General features: G+C 73.5%; 17 protein-coding genes and 1 pseudogene. 11 read left to right on the top strand and 7 right to left on the bottom strand.

From position 1 onward, the window contains the following. Nucleotide 1 precedes the first annotated feature (1 nt). Nucleotides 2-274: a hypothetical protein gene (locus IO20_RS0119475; protein WP_030551510.1), complete on the top strand. Its 273-nt coding sequence runs from the start codon at nucleotides 2-4 to the stop codon at nucleotides 272-274. Nucleotides 275-448: 174 nt separating this feature from the next. On the opposite strand, the gene IO20_RS0119470 is transcribed toward IO20_RS0119475, so the two are convergent. From IO20_RS0119470 to IO20_RS0119460, 3 genes are all read right to left on the bottom strand, one after another. Next, nucleotides 449-1645: a CaiB/BaiF CoA transferase family protein gene (locus IO20_RS0119470; RefSeq protein WP_030551511.1), complete on the bottom strand. Its 1197-nt coding sequence runs from the start codon at nucleotides 1643-1645 to the stop codon at nucleotides 449-451. Nucleotides 1646-1706: 61 nt separating this feature from the next. After that, the gene (locus IO20_RS0119465; protein ID WP_030551513.1) at nucleotides 1707-2483 is read right to left on the bottom strand and encodes an ABC transporter permease; all 777 of its coding nucleotides are present in this window, start codon (nucleotides 2481-2483) and stop codon (nucleotides 1707-1709) included. Further along, the gene (locus IO20_RS0119460) at nucleotides 2480-3418 is read right to left on the bottom strand and encodes a daunorubicin resistance protein DrrA family ABC transporter ATP-binding protein (RefSeq protein ID WP_030551515.1); all 939 of its coding nucleotides are present in this window, start codon (nucleotides 3416-3418) and stop codon (nucleotides 2480-2482) included. Before IO20_RS0119460 ends, IO20_RS0119465 begins: the two co-directional genes overlap by 4 nt. Before the next feature lie 62 nt (nucleotides 3419-3480). Between IO20_RS0119460 and IO20_RS0119455 the strand changes: the two genes are divergently transcribed. Continuing rightward, on the top strand, nucleotides 3481-4206 hold the full coding sequence (locus IO20_RS0119455) for a TetR/AcrR family transcriptional regulator (protein ID WP_030551517.1): 726 nt from the start codon (nucleotides 3481-3483) through the stop codon (nucleotides 4204-4206). Here the strand turns inward: IO20_RS0119455 and IO20_RS0119450 are convergent. Genes IO20_RS0119450 through hmgA form a run of 3 tightly spaced genes read right to left on the bottom strand, consistent with a single transcriptional unit; the run spans nucleotide 4193 to nucleotide 7572 of the window. Then, the gene (locus tag IO20_RS0119450) at nucleotides 4193-5407 is read right to left on the bottom strand and encodes a type ISP restriction/modification enzyme (protein ID WP_030551519.1); all 1215 of its coding nucleotides are present in this window, start codon (nucleotides 5405-5407) and stop codon (nucleotides 4193-4195) included. The two genes, IO20_RS0119455 and IO20_RS0119450, sit on opposite strands and share 14 nt — an antisense overlap. 52 nt (nucleotides 5408-5459) lie before the next feature. Then, a complete protein-coding gene (locus IO20_RS0119445; RefSeq protein ID WP_030551521.1) occupies nucleotides 5460-6209 on the bottom strand; it encodes a GntR family transcriptional regulator in 750 nt (249 codons plus the stop codon). Between the two features lie 40 nt (nucleotides 6210-6249). Beyond that, nucleotides 6250-7572, bottom strand: coding sequence for a homogentisate 1,2-dioxygenase (gene hmgA, locus IO20_RS0119440; protein ID WP_030551523.1), 1323 nt, complete (start codon nucleotides 7570-7572; stop codon nucleotides 6250-6252). 153 nt (nucleotides 7573-7725) lie between these two features. Here hmgA and IO20_RS0119435 point away from each other — a divergent pair, with 153 nt between their 5' ends. The 8 genes and pseudogenes from IO20_RS0119435 (at nucleotide 7726) to IO20_RS0119400 (ending at nucleotide 18024) form a co-directional block, all read left to right on the top strand. After that, complete coding sequence (locus tag IO20_RS0119435; protein ID WP_030551525.1) at nucleotides 7726-9804, top strand: right-handed parallel beta-helix repeat-containing protein; 2079 nt, start codon at nucleotides 7726-7728, stop codon at nucleotides 9802-9804. Beyond that, on the top strand, nucleotides 9801-10697 hold the full coding sequence (locus IO20_RS41000) for a cupredoxin domain-containing protein (RefSeq protein WP_030551527.1): 897 nt from the start codon (nucleotides 9801-9803) through the stop codon (nucleotides 10695-10697). The genes IO20_RS0119435 and IO20_RS41000 overlap by 4 nt, the downstream gene beginning before the upstream one ends. Nucleotides 10698-10774: 77 nt before the next feature. After that, nucleotides 10775-11743: pseudogene (locus IO20_RS0119425) on the top strand (hypothetical protein); the annotation flags it as partial. A 140-nt stretch (nucleotides 11744-11883) separates the two neighbouring features. Next, nucleotides 11884-12606, top strand: a complete 723-nt coding sequence (locus IO20_RS0119420) for a TetR/AcrR family transcriptional regulator (RefSeq protein WP_030551531.1) — start codon at nucleotides 11884-11886, stop codon at nucleotides 12604-12606. Between the two features lie 74 nt (nucleotides 12607-12680). Continuing rightward, a complete protein-coding gene (locus IO20_RS0119415) occupies nucleotides 12681-14882 on the top strand; it encodes a molybdopterin-dependent oxidoreductase (protein WP_030551533.1) in 2202 nt (733 codons plus the stop codon). A 166-nt stretch (nucleotides 14883-15048) separates the two neighbouring features. Next, complete coding sequence (locus tag IO20_RS0119410) at nucleotides 15049-16497, top strand: CitMHS family transporter (protein WP_030551535.1); 1449 nt, start codon at nucleotides 15049-15051, stop codon at nucleotides 16495-16497. 149 nt (nucleotides 16498-16646) lie between these two features. Continuing rightward, entirely contained in the window at nucleotides 16647-17291 is a 645-nt protein-coding gene (locus IO20_RS0119405) for a hypothetical protein (RefSeq protein WP_030551537.1), read from the top strand. After that, on the top strand, nucleotides 17278-18024 hold the full coding sequence (locus IO20_RS0119400; protein ID WP_030551539.1) for a class F sortase: 747 nt from the start codon (nucleotides 17278-17280) through the stop codon (nucleotides 18022-18024). Before IO20_RS0119405 ends, IO20_RS0119400 begins: the two co-directional genes overlap by 14 nt. Before the next feature lie 98 nt (nucleotides 18025-18122). Here the strand turns inward: IO20_RS0119400 and IO20_RS37675 are convergent, their stop codons facing one another. Continuing rightward, complete coding sequence (locus IO20_RS37675) at nucleotides 18123-18749, bottom strand: hypothetical protein (protein WP_051874538.1); 627 nt, start codon at nucleotides 18747-18749, stop codon at nucleotides 18123-18125. A gap of 1036 nt (nucleotides 18750-19785) precedes the next feature. Between IO20_RS37675 and IO20_RS0119390 the strand changes: the two genes are divergently transcribed. Continuing rightward, a complete protein-coding gene (locus tag IO20_RS0119390; RefSeq protein ID WP_030551540.1) occupies nucleotides 19786-21177 on the top strand; it encodes an aldehyde dehydrogenase family protein in 1392 nt (463 codons plus the stop codon). Nucleotides 21178-21245 lie beyond the last annotated feature (68 nt).

Below are 21245 nucleotides of genomic sequence, written 5' to 3'. Positions count from 1 at the left end.
CATGGAACAGATAGCAATGCGCAGCAGGCCTCGAGTGCCTGCCATCACCTGCGGGAGCAGCGCGACCAGTTCGCGGCTCGACCGTCATCTCGCGGTGCTCGGCGGTCCCGCCGTGCCCCAGCGTGAGGTCGCCGAGGCGACGCTGCTGATGCGCGAGCTGACGACGCGTACGCACGAGGCGCCGGTGCACGGTCACCGCAGCCGCAGCGCGCGGGTCTCGCTCTTCGCCCCGCTCCGCCGACTGCGCCGCTCCCTCTTCGGGACGCGCCGCTAGGGCCTGTCTTTCGGGTCATGCCGGGCTCACGCCTGGTGCCCGGCCGCGTCACCCCGAGGTTCCCGCCCGATGCCGCCCGGTAGCCCGTACGACTCCGACTGCGACACCGCCGGACGTGTCCCCGCCCGTCCGGCGTTCAGTCATGTCCATCGGCGGGCCGGACGCCCGAAGGCGTCAGGCGATCACGCCCGCGCTCCTCAGTTCCTCCACCTCCGCCTTCGGTACCCCCAGCTCGGCGAGTACCTCGTCCGTGTCCTGTCCGAGCGCCGGAATGCGGACCGGCCGCGGTTCCGGCGCGTCCGGGAACACGATCGGCGGCAGCAGTGAACGCAGCGGCCCCACCGGCGAGTCCACCTCCCGCCAGCGGTCACGGGCCGTCAGCTGGGGATGGTCCGCGAGCTCCGCGACCGAGTTGAGCCGGGCACAGGCGACGCCCGCCGCGTCGAGCCCGGCCAGCGCCTCGGGCGCCGTCAACGGGGCCAGCGCCGCCGCGACCACCGCGTCCGTCGCCGCGCGCCCGGCCACCCGCGCCGTGTTCGTCGCGAACGCCGGGGCGTCGGCCAGTTCCGGCCGGCCGATGACCTGTTCGGCGAGCCGCCGCCACTCCCGGTCGTTCTGCACGGAGAGCAGCACCATGCCGCCGTCCGCCGTCGGGTAGGCGTCGTACGGCGCGATCACCGCGTGCGCGAGCCCCGTACGCGCCGGGGGCGTGCCTCCATGCATCCCGTGATGCAACGGGTGCCCCATCCACTCGGCGAGCGAGTCGAGCAGCGAGACCTCCACGGGGCCGCCCCGGCCGGTCGTGCCGCGCCGCACGAGCGCGGCGAGCACGCCCGAGAAGGCGTACATCCCGGCCGCGATGTCGGCGGCCGGGATGCCGGACTTGACCGGCTGCTCCGGGGTGCCGGTCACCGACACCAGGCCGGCCTCGCACTGGACGAGCATGTCGTACGCCCGCCGGTGCGCGTACGGCCCCTCCGCCCCGTACCCCGAGACGTCCACCGCGATCAGCCACGGGTGGGCGGCGCAGAGGGTGGCGGCATCGAGACCGAGTCTGGCCGCCGCGCCCTGGGCCAGGTTCTGTACGAAGACGTCGGCGCCGGCCACCATCCGGCGGACGAGGGTGAGGCCGCGCGGGTCTTTGAGGTCGACCGCCACGGACTCCTTGCCGCGGTTGCACCACACGAAGTGCGAGGCGAGGCCGCGGGCGGCCGTGTCGTACCCCCGGGCGAAGTCGCCGCCGTCGGGGCGCTCGATCTTGACGACGCGGGCGCCGAGGTCGGCGAGCTGCCGGGTGGCGAAGGGGGCGGCGACGGCCTGTTCGACGGCGACGACCGTGACCCCTTCGAGGGGGAGTGGCTGAGTGCTCATGGAAGCCCTGCCTACCCTGCGGGGCCGCTCCCTGTCATCGGGACGTGGGTCACGCCCCCGGTCAGCCCCGGGCGTAGCGGCGTACGGCGAGCGGGGCGAAGAGGGCGATCAGGGCCAGCGACCAGAGCAGCGCCCCGGCGACCGGATGGGCCACCGGCCAGGCCGCGTCCGCCGGTACGGGCGCGTTGCCGAAGAGGACCCGTACCGCCGTGGTGACCGCCGAGATCGGGTTCCACTCGGCGACCGTGCGCAGCCAGCCCGGCATGCCGTCGGTCGGGATGTAGGCGTTGGACAGCAGCGGCAGCATGAACGTGGCGCTGCCGAGCTGCCCCGCCGCCTCCTCGCTCTTCGATGCCAGGCCGAGCAGGATGCCCACCCAGGTCGTCGCGAACCGGAAGAGGAGCAGCAGGCCGAGGGCGCCCAGGGCCTCCGGCGCCGTCCCCTCGACGCGCCAGCCCATCGCGAGTCCGACCAGGACCAGCGGGACCGTGCCGACGGCGCTGGTGGCGAGGTCGGCGAGCGCCTGCCCGAGGGGGACGGCGGCCCGGCTCACGGGCAGGGTCCTGAAGCGGTCCGCGACGCCCCGGTGGGCGTCCTGGGCGGCCTGGAACATGCCGGTCATGAGGCCGCCCGCCGCCGTCGCGACGAGCAGGCCGGGCACCAGCTGGGACCGGTACTCGGCGCCGGGCATGGCGAGCGCGCTGCCGAACACGTACCCGAAGAACAGCAGGAACACGATCGGCATCGTCTGCGTCATGACGGTGATCGCGGGCGCGTGCCGGACGCGCTGGAGATGGCGGCCGAGGACGGCGGTCCCGTCGTGGACGAGGGCGTTCACGCGACGAGCTCCTTCCGGTCGGTGAGGCGCAGGAACACCTCGTCGAGGGTGGGCGGACGCAGCGAGGCGTCGACGATGAGAACCCCGGCCGCGTCGATCTCGCGGACGATCCGGGGGAGGGTGAGCGTGGTGTCCGTGGTCACCGCGCCCACCGTGCGGCGTTCGGCGTCCAGGGCGGGGGCCGAGCCGGTCAGCCGGTCGAGGACGGCCGCGGCGGCTTCGAGGGCGGACGGTTCCGCCACGACGACCTCGGCGTAGCTGCCGACCAGGGCCTTGAGTTCGGCCGGGGTGCCGCGCTCGGCGACCCGTCCCTCGTCGATCAGGACGATGTCGTCGGCGAGCTGGTCGGCCTCCTCCAGGTACTGCGTGGTCAGCAGTACGGTCGTGCCCTGGGCCGCCAACTCCCGTACGGCGTCCCAGATCCCGTTGCGGCTGTGCGGGTCGAGCCCGGTCGTGGGCTCGTCGAGGAAGAGGACCCGTGGCGTCACGAGCAGGCTCGCCGCAAGGTCGAGCCGGCGCCGCATGCCGCCGGAGTACGTGCGGGCGGGCCGTCCGGCCGCGGCGGTGAGGCCGAAGCGCTCCAGGAGTTCGTCGGCCCGCCCGCGGGGGGCGCGCAGCAGCCGGGCGAAGAGCCGCAGGTTCTCGGCGCCGGTGAGGTCGCCGTCGACCGAGGCGTACTGCCCGGTGACCGCGATGCGCTTCCGTACCCCCGCCGGGTCGCGCACCACGTCGTGTCCGGCGACCCGCGCGCTTCCCGCGTCGGGGGTGACGAGGGTGGTGAGGACGCGGACGGCGGTGGTCTTGCCGGCGCCGTTGGGGCCGAGGACGCCGCAGACGGAGCCCTCGGGGACCGCGAGGTCGAGGCCGCGGAGGGCGTGGACCTCGCCGTACCGCTTCTGAAGCCCTTCACTAAGTACAGCGTACGTAGTCGTCATGGCGCGACCCTACCCCACTACGTACGGCGTACGTAACTAGGATGGAGGCGAGGTGATGATCCATGACGGGCCGAACGGCCGAACCGGAAGTGATCTGGGCGCGCCCCGAGCGCGCGGGCCGAGGCCCCAAGCCGGCGTACAGCAGGACCGACATCGTGGCCGTCGCCGTGCGCATCGCGGACGCGGACGGCATCGACGCCGTCTCCATGCGCCGCATCGCCGCCGAACTCGGCTGCGGCACCATGTCGCTCTACAACTACGTCCCCCGCAAGGAGGACCTGTACGAGCTGATGGTCGACGCGGTCAGCGGCGAGTACGAGTTCCCCGGGGAACCCAGCGGCGACTGGCGCGCCGACATGACCGCGATCGCCCACCAGGGCCGCGCGATCATGTACCGGCACCCCTGGCTCGCCCGGGTGATGACCACCGCTTACGGCTTCAGCCCCAACGCCCTGCGCTTCCTGGAGTGGTGTCTGGGCTGCCTCACGCCCCTGGACATCCCCGCCGGACTGAAGATGCAGCTGATCGCCATGGTCAACGGCACCGTCATGCTCACCGTCGCCAACGAACAGGCCATGGCCGAGCGGGCCCGCGGACTGCCCTGGTCCGAGGAGGAGGAACAGGCCGTGCGCGGCGCCTACCTCGCGGGACAGGTGGCGACCGGACGGTACCCGCACCTCGCCGGACTGCTGGCCGAGGCCCCCGCCCCCGTCGACGCGGACGAGATCTTCGCCATGGGCATCGCTCGCCTCCTCGACTCGTTCGCACCCCCCGTCACAGCAGCATGAACTGCCCCTCGGGGCCCTCCTCCTGATGGTCGAGAACGGACGCGGGACGGCGTGCCCCGGGCGGCGGGGGCAGGACGCCCGCCGCACGCAGTTCCTCCCGGCCTGCCGCCCCCGCCGCGAAGGCGGCCCGCTCCGGCTCCCGGGCGCCCAGCAGCGCGAGCACCGTGATCAGGTCGAGCAGCTCCGAGGTCCACTCCTGCGGCCAGGTCGCGGGGCCGATCGCCTCCAGGGAACCCGGCTCCGCGGGGGCCGTCCGGTGCGCGAACCACTGCTCCAGGACCCGCGCCCCGCCCACCCGGAACTCCCAGGCCTCCTCCGGTACGGGCGAGATCCGGCCCCCGTCCAGACACAGCGCCTCGTCCCCGGCGTCGTACGTCATCGCCTCCGGCCGCGCCGGGACCGCCGCCCGCACATAGGGACGGCGACCGCCCGGCAGCCGCGGCTTCGTGCCGCTCACGGCGCCCCGCACCTGGACGTCCGTCAGCTCCCGGCCGAGCGCCACGCCCGCCGCCCACACCTCCGGATCCCCGGGCAGCGGCACCCGGCACCCGGCGGGGGAGGGGCGGGCCGCCGCCACCGTCCACGCGAGCCACTCCAGGGCGTCGACCTCGTGCCCGTACCGCTCCCCGAGGTGGTCGAGGAGGCCGGGCGCGAGGTTGGGCTCCCGGCCCCCGGGGCGCCGGAACAGCGGGCGGATCCGGCCCGGCCGGCCCGCGGGTGAACGCCCCTCCGGCAGCACGGCCGTCACCAGCAGGGCGGGCCCCGCCGCCCCCGGCACGTACCCCTGCTCGACGGCGAAGAGCTGCGGCTCCCCGAGCACCCGCCACAGCTCGGGGCGCGCGGTGTCGATCAGCCGGTGGTCGGGCAGCAGCCACTGCTCGTCGAACGGCCCCCGCGCGACCCGTACGGGGTCGGGGCAAGGACCCGACTCGCGGGACCAGCGGACGGTCCCGGTCCGCTGCCCCGGCAGCGCGGCCACCGCACTCGCCGCGGTCCGCGCCCGGCTGGGCCGGAACAGCGCCTCCCGCTCGGCCCCCTCGGCGGCCATGACACGGTCCCAGCGGGACCGCAGCGTCCGCGCGTCCGGCGCCGCGATCCACGAGCGGCCGAACCGCAGCGGGGCGACGGACCACGGCATGAGTTCGTCGAGGAGGGGCAGGTCGCCGTCGTCCGCTCCGGGGGAATCCGTCACGCCCCGCATGCTAACGACCGCCCGCCGGGAGGTCTCCACCTTCCTCCTGGGCTTCCAGCGCCTACTGGGCTTCCACCGTCACCGTGAAGGAGAAGCGGTCGCCGCGGTAGCGGATGCGGGCCACGTCGACGACCCGGCCGTCCTCGTCGTAGGTCACACCGGTGTAGTGGAGGATCGGCGAGAGCAGCGGGACCTGGAGCAGCGCCGCCGTCTCCGGGTCGGCGAGGCGCGCCTCGACCGTGTCCGTGATGCGGCTGATCCGCACCCCGACGACGTCCCGCAGCACCTTCGTCATCGGCCAGCGCTCCAGATCGGCCGGGTCGATCGCGGCGGCGAGCTCGGGGCGCACCGCGTTCTCCGCCCAGTTCGTCGGCTCGCCGCTCTCCCCGTCGCGGCGCAGCCGCCGGTACGCCACGACCTCCGTCACGTCGGGGAAGTACTCCGCGAGCTCACCCGGCACCGGCGCGGTGCCGTGCCCGAGGACCGTCGTCCGCTCGCCCGACTGCTGGGCCACGATCGCGTCGATCGAGCCGAGCAGCCGGCGCGGGGTGGAGCGCCGGGCGCCCGGCTCGATGAAGGTGCCGCGCCGCCGGTGCCGGCTGATCAGGCCCTCCTCCTCCAGCTCCTTGAGGGCCTGGCGCATCGTGAGCACGCTCACGCCGTAGTGCGTCGCGAGCTGCTCCTCGGTGGGCAGCCGCAGGGAGGCGTCGGGCGTGCGGCCCAGTATCGAGGCGCGCAGCGACTGTGAGACCTGATACCAGAGCGGCAGCTTGCGGTTCAGGACCAGCGAGTCGGGAGCGAAGGCGGTCACGGTTTCTCCGTACGAAGGCTACGGTCTTACGGCCGCGACTCTACGGCCGGAAGTGGCGCTCAAGACCCTGCCATACGTCGTCGTACCCCTTCTGCAGATGGTCGGCGTCCGCCGCCTGCGGGGTGGCCGTCACCGGCCAGCGTGTCTCGAACATGAAGGCCAGGCCGTCGTCGATCCGCTGCGGTCGAAGCTCGGCCGCGCTGGCCTTGTCGAAGGTCTCCCGGTCGGGACCGTGCGCGGACATCATGTTGTGCAGCGAGCCGCCGCCCGGAACGAAACCGCCCTTTCCGGCCGTCTTGGCGTCGTACGCGCCCTCGATCAGGCCCATGTACTCGCTCATCACGTTGCGGTGGAAGTACGGCGGACGGAAGGTGTCCTCGCCGACCAGCCAGCGGGGCGCGAAGACCACGAAGTCCACGCTCGCGAGGCCCGGGGTGTCCGAGGGCGAGGTGAGGACCGTGAAGATCGACGGGTCGGGGTGGTCGTAGGAGATGGTCCCGATGACGTTGAAACGGTGCAGGTCGTAGACGTACGGCGTGTGGTTGCCGTGCCAGGCGACGACATCGAGCGGGGAGTGGCCGTACGTCGCCGACCACAGGTTGCCGCAGTACTTGTTGACCACCTCCACCGGACCCTCGACGTCCTCGTAGGCGGCGACCGGGGCCCGGAAGTCACGGGCGTTGGCGAGGCCGTTGGCGCCGATCGGGCCGAGGTCCGGGAGCTGGAACGGGGCGCCGTAGTTCTCGCAGACGTAGCCGCGGGCCGTCTCCTCGAGGAGCTCGACGCGGAAGCGGACCCCGCGCGGGATCAGCGCGACCTCGCCGGGGTGGGCGGCGAGCAGACCGAGCTCGGTGCGCAGGAGGAGCCCGCCGCGCTCCGGGACGATGAGCAGTTCGCCGTCCGCGTCGCCGAAGACCCGCTCCATGGAGGCGTTGGCGTGGTAGAGGTGCACGGCCATGCCGGAGCGCTGGGCCGCGTCGCCGTTGCCGCCGAGGGTCCACAGGCCGGCCAGCCAGTCGGTGCCCGGAGCCGGGTCGGGCAGCGGGTCCCAGCGCAGCCGGTTCGGGTCGGGCACGGTCTCGGTGAAGGGGGCGCCGCGCAGCGCGCCGTTGTCGATCCGGGTGTACGGCGGGTGCGCGGCCGACGGGCGGATCCGGTAGAGCCACGAGCGGCGGTTGTGGGCCCGGGGTTCGGTGAAGGCGCTGCCGCTGAGCTGCTCGGCGTAGAGACCGAGAGGCGCCCGCTGCGGCGAGTTACGGCCGTGCGGCAGTGCGCCGGGGACCGCTTCCGAGCTGTGCTCGTTGCCGAAACCGGTGCTGTAGCTGAGCGCCTCGGCCGTCTTCCTGGCCTGCTCCGTGGTCATCGACCGCTCCTGTCCTGAGCCCGCTGAGGGAATCCTATGGTTGACCGTAGGATTCCGCGCGGCTCACGTCAACGGGGTGCCCGCCCGAGCCCCTCCGATCGATCACGGCACGAGGGGGTCAAAAAAGGTGAACATTGCTCTACTCTCACGCCCATGTCCTGGACCCGAAGGCTCGTCCTCGCGCTCACGGTCGTGCTGGCGGCACTCGCCGCGGCCCTGCTCACCGCCCCCGTGGCCCAAGCCCACGAGGAACGGCCCGTCTCCTTCCCCGACGGCTCCGGCAGCGTGCCGAAGCTCCGCACCGGAGAACCCGACCTGCTCGTCTGCAAGACCGACCGCGCCGCCTTCGAGCGCCGGATCTCCGGCTACCCCGCCGCCCTCAAGGCCCGCAACCTCACCCTCTACGAGCGCTGCGCCCGGAACGGCTACCGCCACCTCCAGCAGGCCGTCGACGCCGTCGACCGGCCCGGCCTCACCATCGCGATCCTCCCCGGCCTCTACGAGGAGGAGCCCTCACTGCCCCCGCCCACCGGGGCCTGCGCCACCCTCAAGGCCCCGCAGTCCGCGCTGGGTTACCAGATCCTCAGCTACGAGCAGCAGCGGCAGTGCCCCCACAACCAGAACCTCGTCGCCATCCTCGGCAAGAAGAACCTCCAGATAGAAGGCACCGGAGCCTCCCGCCTCGACGTCGTCATCGACGCCAGGTACCGGAAACTCAACGCGCTGCGCGCCGACGGCTCCGACGGCGTCTACTTCCGCAACTTCACCGCCCAGCGCACCACCTTCAACTCGCTGTACGTCCTGGCCGCCGACGGCTTCGTCATCGACGACGTCCTCACCCGCTGGAACGACGAGTACGGCTTCCTCACCTTCGCCTCCGACCACGGCCTCTACAAGAACTGCGAGTCCTACGGCAACGGCGACTCCGGCATCTACCCCGGCTCTGCCTCGAACATCAACGACGGCCGCGGCTACGACGTCCCCCGCTACTCCATCGAGATCACCGGCTGCCGCAGCCATCACAACATGGTCGGCTACTCCGGCACCGCCGGAGACTCCGTCTGGGTCCACGACAACGAGTTCGACCACAACATGGGCGGCGCCTCCATGGACTCCGCCTTCCCCGGCCACCCCGGACTCCCGCAGAACCACGCGAAGTTCGAACGCAACCTCATCCACGACAACAACCAGAACTACTACCCCTACGTCGCCGACGGCACCTGCGCCAGACCGCCCGTCGAACGCGGCTACGAACAGGGCGTCGTCTGCCCCCAGATCTCCATGCCTCCCGGCACCGGCATCATCACCGCGGGCGGCAACTGGAACCTCTACGAGGACAACTGGATCTACGGCCACCAGCGCTCCGCCTTCTTCCTGAGCGCCGTCCCCGCCTTCATCCGCGGCGAATCCGCCTGGGACAAACAGACCGACACCTCCCACCGCAACCGCTACGCCGGCAACCACCTCGGCGTCGACAGGGCCGGCACCGCCCGCCCCAACCGCAGCGACGTGTGGTGGGACGGCCAGGGCAGCGGCAACTGCTGGCAGTCCGACACCGGCGCCGCCACCCCCGGCGCCCTCCCCGCCTGCGGACCGAACCGCGGCGACGTCTCAGGGAACACCGACCGGCTCATCGGCGAACCCGTCAAACTCGCCCAGCTCCTCGTCTGCGCCGACTACGACGTCCAGGCGCGCCGCCTCCCCACCGGCTGCGACTGGTACGGCTCCCGTGGCCTCCAGCGCGTCGAGACCCAACTCGCCCTCGGCGGCGCCCTCGTCCTCGCCCTGGCCGGCCTCGCCCTCTGGTGGCGCCGACTGCGCGACAGCCGGCTCGCGGGAGCGGCCACCCTCCTCGGCCTCGCGGGCCTGGCCCTCGACGTCGCCGGCTCCACCCTCGCCCTCACGCCCACCGCGGTCCCGGCCCTCGCGCTCCTCCTCACCGGCGCCTGGTGGACCCTCCTCGGCCTCGCCCTGCGCCCCGGCCGCCCCGTCCTCGCCTGGACCACCGTGGCCCTCGGCGCCCTCACCCTGCTCGACGCCTTCGACAAGGCGCTCCTGATGATCCCGGGCATCCCCGTGAGCCCGGCCTGGCTCCGCCTCCTCCTCGGCGTCGTCTGGGTCCTGTGGGCGGTGGTGGCGGCGGGAGGCCGCGGACCCGGTTCCCCGGAACCGGAGACGGCGGCAGCCCCGCGTACCGATGCCGTACCCGCGCACGGGGAGGAGGCGGCATGACGCGGCCTCGCGCCGTCGCGCCCCTGATGGTGGTCCTGGCCGTCGCCGTCCTCGCCCTCGTGGGCTGCGGCGGCCGGGCCACCACCCACCACAAGCCCGGGACCAGCCACGAGGAGGCCACCGGCAGCAGCGGCACCCTGCTCACTGCCCGGGACGAGGGCGGGCACCGGCTCAGGGAACTCCCGGCGGCGGACGCGCCCACCGTCCGGGCCGAGGCCCGCCCCGACAGCGAGGGCGGCTGGAACATCCACCTCACGGTGGAGAGGTTCCGGTTCACCCCCGAGAGCACCGGCGGCGCGGCCCTCCCGGGCCGTGGCCACGCCCGACTCCTGGTCGACGGCCGGGAAACCGCCCGCGTGTACGGCCCCTGGGGGTACGTGCCGGCGGGGGGCCGCACCCTGACCGTCCGGCTCCACGCGGACGACCACACGGTCTGGGCCGCCGCCGGCGCCCCCGTCCAGACCACGGTCCGCCTGGACGCCACCCCCGCCTCGTCCCCGCCCACCTCGCCGGCCCCCGCCTCCGCCACCCCCGCACCCTCCACCTCTCCTCCCTCCGCCTCCGCGCCCTCCCCTTCCTCCGCGCCCGTGAGTCCCCGTCCGACCGGGTCCCGCGCACCCGGCCCCGGCCGGACCGTCACCCTCGCCCTCACCATCACCGGAACGACCGTCTCGCCACCCCCTTCCCGCATCGAGTTGAAGAAGGGCGAGCACCTCACCCTCCGTGTCACGAGCGACCGCGCCGACACCCTTCATGTGCACGGCTACGACCGCGAGCTGCCGCTCTCTCCCGGAACGCCCGCGACCCTCACCCTCACCACGGACCGCACCGGCCTCTTCGAGGTGGAGACCCATGAATCGGGCCTGGTGCTGACCCAACTCGTCGTCCGGTGACCGCCCTCCACGCCGCCTACGCCGCCCTCCACGCCGCCGCCCCCGCGCCCGCGCCCGGACTTCCGCTCGCCCACGGCGTGGGCTCCCGGCACGACCTCCCCCTCTCGCCCTTCTACGCCTACGCCGGCGCCTTCGCGGCACTCCTCGTCTCCTTCCTCGCCCTCGGGCTGCTCTGGTCCTCCTCCCGCTTCAGGGGCGACCTTGCCGGCCGCCCGCTGCCCGCCGCCCTCCAGCGGGCGGCCGACGCCCCGGCCCTCCGCACCGCACTCCGCCTCCTCGGCTCAGCCGCCGCCCTGCTCTTCCTCCTCCACCTCCTCCTCGGCCCCGACGACCCGGACCGCAACCCCGCGCCCGGCGCCCTCTACGTCCTGCTCTGGGTCGGGCTCGTCCCCGCCTCCCTCCTCCTCGGCCCCGTCTGGCGCCTCCTCAACCCGCTGCGCGCCCTCCTTTCCCTTCACCCGCCCCGGAGCCCCCGCCCCGTGCCCGCCGCAGTCGGCATCCGTCCCGCCGCCGCCGGGCTCCTCCTCTTCACCTGGCTCGAACTCGTCGTCCCCCGCAACACCTCCTCCTCCACCCTCCTGGCCGCGCTCGCCGTCCATGTCGGCGTCCAGCTCCTCGGCGCCGCCCGCCACGGCGACCGGTGGTTCGCCCACGCCGACCCCTTTGAGGTGTACTCCTCCCTTCTCGCCCGTCTCTCCCCGCTCGGCCGCCGCGCCGACGGCCGCCTCGTCCTGCGCTCCCCCTTCCACGGCCTCGACGCCACCCCGCAGACCCCCGGCCTCGTCGCCACGGTCTGCGTCCTGCTCGGCTCCACCGCCTACGACGGCCTCTCCGACAACCCCCGCTGGATCACCGCCCTGCAGACCTCACCCCTCGGTCCGACCCCCACCGCCACGCTCGGCCTCCTCGCCGTCGTCGCCCTCGCCGCCGCCTGCTACGGACTCTGCGCGGGCGCCCTGCGCCTCCTGAACCGCACACTCACCACCCCTCTCACCTCCTTCGCGCACTCGCTCCTTCCCATCGCCGTCGGCTATCTCGTCGCCCACTAGAGCCCGCCGCCCGCCGCCCGCCGCCCGCCGCCCGGCAGCTCCGCCACGCGGCCGCCCCGCCGACGGCCGCTCCCACATCCGAGGCCGCACCGGTCGCCCTCGCCCGCCGATCGCCCGAGCCCGACCGGAGCGGCATCATGGTTCCCGTGCCCCAGACCCGCCCGCAGGCCCCGCCCTCGCTCCGCCGTACTCCCGTCCAGCAGCGCAGCGCCGAACGGCTCGCCCGGATCCTCGACGCATGTGCCGAACTGCTCGACGAGACCGGATACGAGCAGCTGAGCACCCGAGCCGTCGCGAGCCGCGCCGGCGTACCCATCGGCTCCGTCTACCGCTTCTTCGGCAACAAGCGGGCGATGGTCGCCGCCCTCGCGCACCGCAACCTCGACGAGTACGCCCGGCGGGTCTCCGACCGCCTGGCCGCCGCGCCGCTCCTCGACGCCTACGGGGCCATCGACAGCGTCCTGGACGAGTTCATCGCGATGAAGCGGACCGTCCCGGGCTTCGCGCTCGTCGACTTCGGGGTCCCCGCCACCGCGTCCGGCGAGAGCGCGGGCGAGGGCGATGGGGACGGTGGCGGAGGGGACGACGGGGAAGGGGGCGGAGAGGAGGGCGGTGGGACTTCCGCGGGGAGCCTCGCCGAGGACCCCAACCGGCAGGTCGCCGAACGGCTCTGCGCCCTCCTCGCCACTCATCTGAGCCGTCCCGCCGACGACGACCTGAGGCGGAAGGTCCTGGTCGGGGTCGAGACCGCCGACGCCCTCGTCCGGCTCGCCTTCCGTACGGATCCCGCCGGGGATCCGGCGCTGATCGACGAGACCCGCCATCTGCTCCACGCCTATCTGGCGCACTGGCTCGCGTAACCTGCCGCACCCCCTCCCGAACGTGCCTACCGGTCGGTATGCTCGGCGGCCCGACCTCGCCCCAGGGAGACCCCATGTCCACCGCCCTGCGCATCTGTCCCCTCTGCGAAGCGACCTGCGGACTGACCCTGACCATCGAGGGGACCCGCGTCACCGGTGCGCGCGGCGACCGCGACGACATCTTCAGCCAGGGCTTCCTCTGCCCCAAGGGCGCGGCCTTCCCCGAGGTCGACGCCGACCCGGAACGGCTCCGCGGCCCCATGGTCCGGAAGGGCGGGCGCCTCCAGGACGCCACCTGGGAGGAGGCCTTCGACACGATCGCCGCCAGAATCCGTCCGCTCGTCGAGGAGTACGGGCCGGATGCCGTGGGTATCGTCCTGGGCAACCCCAATGTGCACACGATGGCCGGCGCCCTCTACCCACCCCTGCTGCTCGGCGCGTTGCGCACCAGGAACCTCTTCACGGCGTCCACGATCGACCAGATGCCCAAGCACGTCTCCAGCGGCCTGCTGTACGGAGACCCCTTCGCCATCCCCGTACCGGACCTGGACCGCGCCGACCACCTGCTGATCCTCGGAGCCAACCCGCTGGACTCCAACGGAAGCCTGTGCACGGCCCCCGACTTCCCCGGCAGGCTCAAGGCACTGCGCCGGCGCGGCGGCACCCTCACCGTCGTCGACCCCCGACGGACCCGCACCGCCCGCCTCGCGGACCGGCACGTCGCGATCCGCCCCGGCGCCGACGCGCTCCTCCTCGCCGCCCTCGTCCACACCCTGTTCGAGGAGGGACTCGCCGACCTCGGCCCGCTCGCCGCGCAAGTGGAGGGTGTCGAGGAAGTGCGGGTGGCGACAGCGGAGTTCAGCCCGGAGTCCGTCGCCGCCGCCTGCGACGTGGACGCGGACACCATCCGCGCCCTCGCCCGGGAACTCGCCGCCGCGCCCACCGCCGCCGTCTACGGGCGGATGGGCAGCTCCACCGTGGCGTACGGCACCCTCGCCAACTGGCTCGTCGACGTCCTCAACATCCTCACCGGCAACCTCGACCGGCCAGGCGGCGCCCTCTTCCCGCTCTCCGCCACCGCGCCCGCCCCCCGCCCGGCGGGCCCCGGCAGGGGCTTCGCCCTCGGCCGCCGACACAGCCGGGTCTCCCACCACCCGGAGGTCAAGGGCGAGTTGCCCCTCGTCGCGCTCGCCGAGGAGATCGAGACGCCAGGGGAGGGCCGGATCCGGGCACTGATCACCATCGCCGCCAACCCCGTCCTCTCCGCCCCCGACGGCAACCGCCTGGACCGGGCCCTCGACTCCCTCGACCTCATGGTCGCCGTCGACCCGTACCTCAACGAGACCACCCGCCACGCCGACGTCCTGCTGCCGCCGCCCCCGCCGTCCCGCAGTGCCCACTTCGACTTCGCCTTCAACGGGTTCGCCGTCCGCGACCAGGTCCGCTACACCCCGGCGGCCGTCCCCCTCGAAGCGGACCGCATGGACGAGTGCGAGATCCACGCCCGGCTGATCCTCGCCGTCTCCGGGATGCACGGCGCGCCGCCCTCGGCCGTGGACGACCTCGCCGTCGACACCGCCCTCGCCAAGGCCGTGACCCAGGAGCACTCACCGGCGTACGGCGCCGACCCCAAGGAGTTCGCCGCCCGGCTCACCGGGGACACCGGGGCCGAGCGCCGGCTCGACCTGATGCTCCGCCTCGGCCCGTACGGGCTCACCCTCGACGAGCTGCGGGCCCACCCGCACGGCATCGACCTCGGCCCGCTGAAGCCGCGCCTCCCGCAGGTCCTGAAGACCCGCAGCGGGCGGATCGAGCTGTTCCCCGCACCCATCGCCGCCGATCTGCCCCGGCTGCGCGCCGCGCTCGACGCCGTACCCGACGAGGGCACCCTCCAGCTCGTCGGGCGCCGGCACCTGCGCTCGAACAACAGCTGGCTGCACAACGTTCCGGCCCTCAACGGCGGCTCGAACCGCTGCACCCTCCAGGTGCACCCCGAGGATGCGGCCCGGCTGCGGCTGACCGACGGCGGCCTCGCCAGGATCAAGGGCGCGGGAGGCGAGCTCGACGTGCCGGTGGAGGTGACCGACGGGGTGCGTGAGGGCGTGGTGAGCCTTCCGCACGGCTGGGGCCACGACCGGCCGGGCACCCGGTTGACCGTGGCGTCCGCCCGCCCCGGCGTCAACGTCAACCAGCTGCTCGACGGGTCCCTGATCGACCCGCTGTCGGGGACCGCCGTTCTGAACGGCTTCCCCGTCGAGGTGTCGCCCCTGTCGTGACCCCCAGGGCGGCCATCGGCGCGCCCTCAGCAGGAGCACTTCGCTGACCTGGGGTTTTGCTCGTATTGCTCACGCGTCAACACCTTGTTAACGGCAGAAGAGGACACCTACCGTCATCCGGACCGCCGCTCGGCGGCAGTTCAACGGTGAACGTGAGGTGTCCTCCATGCTGACCGTCCTCGGCTTCGCCATGATCGCGACCTTCCTGGTTCTGATCATGATGAAAAAGATGTCGCCGATCGCGGCACTCGTGCTGATCCCCGCGCTCTTCTGCGTCGCGGTCGGGCAGGGGGCCCAGCTCGGCGACTACGTGATCGAAGGCGTCGGCAAGCTGGCGCCGACCGCCGCGATGCTGATGTTCGCCATCGTGTACTTCGGCGTCATGATCGACGTGGGCCTCTTCGATCCGATCGTCCGGGGCATCCTGCGCTTCTGCAAGGCCGACCCCGTCCGGGTCGTCGTGGGCACGGCCGTGCTCGCCGCGATCGTCTCGCTGGACGGCGACGGCTCCACGACCTTCATGATCACCGTCTCGGCGATGTATCCGCTGTACAAGAGGCTCGGCATGAGCCTGGTGGTCATGACGGGTGTCGCCGCCACCGCCAACGGCGTCATGAACACCCTGCCCTGGGGCGGTCCGACGGCCCGCGCCGCGACCGCGCTGAAGCTGGACGCCGCCGACATCTTCGTCCCGATGATCCCCGCGCTCGGCGCGGGCCTGCTCTTCGTCTTCGCCCTCGCGTACGTCCTCGGGCGCCGGGAGCGCAAGCGCATCGGCTACCTCACGCTCGACGAGGTCCTGGTGCCGGAGACGGGGACCGAGACCGTGCTGGTCGCGGCGGGCGGCGGTGGCGCGGACCTGGCCAAGAGGGCGGCGGGCGGCTCCGGTGACGCCCCGGGCGTGCCCACCCCCTCGGGAGCGGGAGCGGGAGCGGGAGCGGTGACGGGAGCGGGCGACGGCGCGGACGAGGGCTTCCAGGGTCTCGACCCGAACCGCGCGACGCTCCGGCCCAAGCTGTACTGGTTCAACGCCGGCCTGACCGTCGCGCTGCTCACCGCGATGATCCTCGAACTGATGCCGATCCCGGTCCTGTTCCTCCTCGGCGCCGCGCTCGCGCTCACCGTCAACTACCCGAACATGGCCGAGCAGAAGGCCCGCATCGCCGCCCACGCCGACAACGTCCTCAACGTCGCGGGCATGGTCTTCGCCGCCGCCGTCTTCACCGGTGTCCTGACCGGTACGGGCATGGTCAAGCACATGGCCGACTGGCTCGTCGGCGCCATCCCCGAGGGCATGGGGCCGTACATGGCCCTGGTCACCGGTGTGCTCAGCCTCCCGCTCACCTACTTCATGTCGAACGACGGCTTCTACTTCGGCGTCCTGCCGGTCCTCGCGGAGGCGGGCGCCGCCCACGGCGTGTCACCCCTGGAGATCGCCCGGGCCTCGCTGGTCGGTCAGGCCCTGCACATGTCGAGCCCGCTGGTCCCCGCCGTGTACGTCCTCGTCGGGATGGCGAAGGTGGAGTTCGGCGACCACACCCGGTTCACGGTGAAGTGGGCGGCCCTGACCTCGTTGGTCGTGCTCGCGGCGGGGATCCTCTTCGGAATCATCTGAACCCCCGCGGCCTGACCGGGGAGTGGGCCGGACGGGTGGAGACGTGGGCCGACGCGGCCGAGTCGCCACCCGCTGTGTCCATATCGTGACAGATAGTCGGATTATCGCAGTAAACGTCCGATGTGCTCACGACTGGAGGACCTTCCACCATGACCACTCCCACCACCCGCACCCTGCTCCGCGCCACACTCGCCACTCTGGCGCTCGGCGGGGTGACCCTCGCCGGCGCCTCGTCGGCCGTCGCCGCCCCCGGCGACAACGGTGACGTCAAGGTGCACAAGTTCACCACTCCCAACAGCAGTCAGGTCAACGAGCCGCACGTCGGGTGCCCGTTCCGCCTCGCCGCCTTCAACTTCGACGGCCTGCAGAGCCTGCACTACGAGATCTTCCCGCAGCCGGGTGAGCCGGGCAACGAGGACAAGTCGGTGAGGTCGGGCAACATCTCCGTCAACGCGAACGGCGACGGTGCCACGGGTCCGATCCACCTGAAGTCCGGCATGTACAAGGTCGAATGGACGTGGGAGGGCCAGCAGGGCGCGGCGAAGCAGAAGGTCTTCCGGGTCACCTGCCTGCCGATCAATGGACCCACCAACGGTGGCCCGGGCGGCGGTCCCGGCGGCCACGGCAAGCCCCCGCACGGCCCGGTCGGCGCGGGCGGCGGCGGCAGCGCCCAGATCGCCGCAGAGGACACCTCCACCTTCGGCATCGGGGCGGCCATCGCCGCCGGCGTCGCCGGTACGGCCGGACTCGTCCTGATCCGCCGCTCGCGCCGCCGCAACGATGGCGCCGCGTAGGTCGTCCCGCCTCACGCGCAAGCGGCGGCGCCTGCTCCGGCTCGCCAGGACCGTCACGGTCACCGTGGTCCTGGTGGGCGGAGGGATCTGGTGGGCCGGCGGCGAGGAGCCGGCCCACCCGGCGCTCGCCGCCGCCCCGGGCGCCCCGGGCGGCGCCGGGGCGGTCGCGGCGGCCGGGGCGCCGGCCGCCCTCGACCACAAGGCCAAGCCCAAGGCGCCGCCGAAGGCCACGCCGCCGCCCAGACCGGCGCCGCCGCCCGCGCCGCTGGCCCGTTCACGGCCCACCGCCCTGGCCGTACCGGCCATCACGATCGAGGCGCCCGTGATCGATCTCGGTCTCGACGGGGCGGGCCGGCTCGCCACGCCGCCGGTCGACCACCCGCAGGTCGTCGGCTGGTACGCGAACGGTGCCACGCCGGGTGAGCGGGGCACCGCGGTGGTCGTCGGCCACCGTGACACCCGCACCGGACCCGCCGTCTTCCTGAACCTCGACTCGCTCAGCCCGGGCAACACCGTCCGGGTCGCCCGCGCCGACGGCAGGGTCGCCGTCTTCACGGTCGACCGGGTCCGCACGTACGCCAAGAGCGAATTCCCCGACAAGGAGGTGTACGGCTCCACGGGACGGCCCGAACTGAGGCTGCTGACCTGCGGAGGAGCCTTCGACCGCAAAACGGGCTACGAGTCGAACATCGTCGTCTTCGCCCATCTCACCGACATCGCCCGGAAGATCTGACCGGCCACCCCGGGCCACCCGGGCCGGTCGCACCACGCCCCGACCGACGGAAGCCAGCCGCTCCGTCGGCCGGGCGTCACTTCGTAGAGGGCCGAGCCTCACACCCACCCGGAGCGGACGACCCACGGGCCCCCGCCACGCGGCGGGCGCGCGCCGGGTACGGCAGCGCCTCCGCCAGGGCGGTCGCCCGGTCGAAGACCGTCCGTCGGGTCACCCGAGCGCTCCGCGAGGGCGAGGGCCCGGCGGCCCGTGTCGATCGCCTCCCGCAGGCGCCCCGTCCGCCCGGCTGTCTCGCGCAGCACAGAGAGCACCGAGGCCGGCAACTGCGGGTCGCCGTACGCCTCCGCGTGCGGTACGTGCCCGGTCCGCGACCGGCCCCGCCTGACCGAACCGGCCGGCGAGCCCCAGCGACGTCGACTGCCCGGCCAGCGCCCGGCGGGCAGCCCGCGCCGCTCCGGCCCGGTCACCGGCTCCGCCGCCTCCTGCGCGGTCCGCGCTGCGGCGACCCCCTCCTCGTAACGGTCCGCGACGAAATACAGCACCCCGCGGGCCAGGTGGTGGGCGCTCGCCACCGCCGCCGGGGTGTCCGGACCGGGCGGGAACGCGTCGAGCAGCCGAAGTCCGTCCTCCGTCCCACGGGTCTTGGGCGTGAGTTCCGCGGGCCGGGCGGCCAGGACGCGGCCCTCCGCGTCCCCCGCGCCGGCCCAGCTCCTCCAGCGCCTCACCGAGCAGCCCTGCCGCCTCCTCGAACCGGCCGAGGCGGCGCAGCACGGCGCTGCGGTCGATCCGGGCGCGCGCGGCGTCGGCGGCCAGCGCTTCGAGCCGGCCGGTGAGTTCGGCGTAGGCGGTCGGCGGCGTCGTTGGCGTAGAGCGCCGCCGCCCGCTCGGCCGCCTGCCGCAGACAGGCGGTGGCGCGGGGGTCGTCCGCCCGGGTCAGATGGGTGGCGAGCGTGTCCACGGCCGCCGGGCGGCGGCGCAGCACCGCCTCCGCGTACGCCGAGTGCAGCAGACGGCGCCGGACCGCGGACAGGCCCTCTTAGCAGGTCAGCCGCACCAGCGGGTGACGGAAGGCGAGCCCGGCGCCCGGCCGCCTCTCGGAGACGACCTGCCGCTCGTCGAGCACCGAGGCGGCGACGGCCGCCTCCACGGCCTCCGTCGCCTGGGCCGCCGAGAGCCGTGGACGGCCCCCGCGCCCGGCGACGTCGAGGACCTCGGTGAGGGCCGCGCCTGGGGATCCGCGTCCGGCCGGCAGATCTCCAGCGCTGCTCGCGGTGGAGGCTGTGTCCGGGGGAGACCGCGAGCCGTTTCACCAGCGTCCGGGCGCTCGGACGCGACCAGCGCTCCGAGAGGGGCGGTCCGCCGTGCCGGTCGACCCGGAACCCGCCGAGGAGATGGATCCGCACCACCGGAGGTGTGCCGCTCGCCGGTAGGTCTGCGCTCATCAGGGCAGGCACTGTAATTGGATGGCCTGGGCAACGGAACGGGTGGAGTCCGTGAAGCCCGGAGCCCCCGCCCGGCGGGGAGACGCGCCGCCGGGTGAGACCCGGGGCACTCCGACAGACCCTGGCGCCAGAAAACTAACAGCGCTAGTTTGGGCGGTCGGGGCCCGAGGGAGCCGGTGACCGGGCGACCCGGCGGCCGTCCGGTTCCGGTGACCGGTGACGGTGGCCGGCCGTGCGGCAGAGTGGACGGCAGCGTCCCACCGGCGCCCACGGCGACTCGGCAGGCAAGGTTTCGGCAGGCAACGTGAGGAGACAGCGGATGAAGGCCCACGACGCGATGTACATCGGCGGGGAGTGGCGACCCGCCTCCTCCACGGACACCATCGCCGTGATCAACCCAGCGGACGAGCAGGTCATCGGGCACGTCCCGGCCGGCACCGCGGAGGACGTCGACGCCGCCGTACGCGCGGCCCGCGCCGCGCTGCCCGACTGGGCCGCGACCCCGCCCGCCGCGCGCGGCGCCCGCATCGCCGCCCTGCGCGACGCGCTGGCCGCCCGAGCGGAGGAGATCGCCGCCACCGTCACCGCCGAACTCGGCGCGCCGCCGCAGCTCGCCGCCGCCGTCCACGCCGGACTGCCGATCGCCGTCGCGGGCACGTACGCGGAACTCGCCGCCACCCACCCCTTCGAGGAGAAGGTCGGCAACTCCACCGTCTACTCGGAGCCGGTGGGCGTCGTCGCCGCGATCACCCCCTGGAACTACCCGCTCCACCAGATCGTCGCCAAGGTCGCACCGGCCCTCGCCGCCGGCTGCACCATCGTCCTCAAGCCCGCCGAGGACACCCCGCTCACCGCCCAGCTCTTCGCCGAGGCCGTGCACGAGGCGGGGATCCCCGCCGGCGTCTTCAACCTGGTCACCGGGCTCGGCCCGGTCGCCGGCCAGGCCCTCGCCGAACACCCCGACGTGGACCTCGTCTCCTTCACCGGCTCCACCGCCGTCGGCCGCCGCATCGGCGCCCTCGCCGGCGGGGCCGTCAAGCGGGTCGCCCTCGAACTCGGCGGCAAGTCCGCCAACGTCATCCTGCCCAGCGCCGACCTCCCGAAGGCCGTCGCCGTCGGCATCGCCAACGTCATGTCCAACTCGGGCCAGACGTGCAGCGCCTGGACCCGGATGCTGATCCCCGCCGACCGGTACGAGGAGGCGGTGGCCCTCGCCGCCGAGGCCGTCGCCAAGTACGTCCCCGGCGAGCGCGTCGGCCCCCTCGTCAACGCCAAGCAGCGGGAGCGCGTACGCGGATACATCGAGAAGGGCATCGAGGAGGGCGCCCGGCTCGTCGCGGGCGGCCCCGAGGCCCCGCGCGAGACCGGCTACTACGTCTCCCCGACCGTCTTCGCCGACGTCACCCCGGAGATGACCATCGCCCAGGAGGAGATCTTCGGGCCCGTCGTCTCGCTCCTCCGGTACGAGGACGAGGCCGACGCGCTCGCCATCGCCAACGGCACCGTGTACGGCCTCGCCGGCGCGGTCTGGGGCGCGCCCGAGGAGGCCGTGGCCTTCGCCCGCCGCATGGAGACCGGCCAGGTCGACATCAACGGCGGCCGATTCAACCCGCGGGCCCCCTTCGGCGGGTACAAGCAGTCCGGGGTGGGCAGGGAACTCGGCGCGCACGGCCTCTCCGAGTACCTCCAGACCAAGTCGCTGCAGTTCTGAGTCCCTCAGTCCCGAGTCCCTCAGTCCCGAGTCTCTCCAGTCCCGAGTCCCTCCAGTTCCGAGTCCTT

It is taken from the genome of Streptomyces exfoliatus, assembly GCF_000725545.1.
In the GTDB taxonomy this organism is placed as follows: Bacteria; Actinomycetota; Actinomycetes; order Streptomycetales; family Streptomycetaceae; genus Streptomyces; species Streptomyces exfoliatus.
The sequence above is the reverse complement of the archived record's forward strand: the minus strand, read 5'-3'. Positions and strand labels throughout refer to the sequence as shown.

Excerpts from the sequence above, each read along its gene's own strand:
- IO20_RS0119415 (WP_030551533.1), top strand. The coding sequence starts at position 12,681 with ATGTCCACCGCCCTGCGCATCTGTCCCCTCTGCGAAGCGACCTGCGGA.
- IO20_RS0119390 (WP_030551540.1), top strand. The coding sequence starts at position 19,786 with ATGAAGGCCCACGACGCGATGTACATCGGCGGGGAGTGGCGACCCGCC.
- IO20_RS0119400 (WP_030551539.1), top strand. The coding sequence starts at position 17,278 with ATGGCGCCGCGTAGGTCGTCCCGCCTCACGCGCAAGCGGCGGCGCCTG.
- IO20_RS0119460 (WP_030551515.1), bottom strand. The coding sequence starts at position 3,418 with ATGACGACTACGTACGCTGTACTTAGTGAAGGGCTTCAGAAGCGGTAC.
- IO20_RS0119410 (WP_030551535.1), top strand. The coding sequence starts at position 15,049 with ATGCTGACCGTCCTCGGCTTCGCCATGATCGCGACCTTCCTGGTTCTG.
- IO20_RS0119405 (WP_030551537.1), top strand. The coding sequence starts at position 16,647 with ATGACCACTCCCACCACCCGCACCCTGCTCCGCGCCACACTCGCCACT.
- IO20_RS0119450 (WP_030551519.1), bottom strand. The coding sequence starts at position 5,407 with ATGCGGGGCGTGACGGATTCCCCCGGAGCGGACGACGGCGACCTGCCC.
- IO20_RS0119455 (WP_030551517.1), top strand. The coding sequence starts at position 3,481 with ATGACGGGCCGAACGGCCGAACCGGAAGTGATCTGGGCGCGCCCCGAG.
- IO20_RS0119435 (WP_030551525.1), top strand. The coding sequence starts at position 7,726 with ATGTCCTGGACCCGAAGGCTCGTCCTCGCGCTCACGGTCGTGCTGGCG.
- hmgA (WP_030551523.1), bottom strand. The coding sequence starts at position 7,572 with ATGACCACGGAGCAGGCCAGGAAGACGGCCGAGGCGCTCAGCTACAGC.
- IO20_RS41000 (WP_030551527.1), top strand. The coding sequence starts at position 9,801 with ATGACGCGGCCTCGCGCCGTCGCGCCCCTGATGGTGGTCCTGGCCGTC.
- IO20_RS0119420 (WP_030551531.1), top strand. The coding sequence starts at position 11,884 with ATGGTTCCCGTGCCCCAGACCCGCCCGCAGGCCCCGCCCTCGCTCCGC.
- IO20_RS0119470 (WP_030551511.1), bottom strand. The coding sequence starts at position 1,645 with ATGAGCACTCAGCCACTCCCCCTCGAAGGGGTCACGGTCGTCGCCGTC.
- IO20_RS0119475 (WP_030551510.1), top strand. The coding sequence starts at position 2 with ATGGAACAGATAGCAATGCGCAGCAGGCCTCGAGTGCCTGCCATCACC.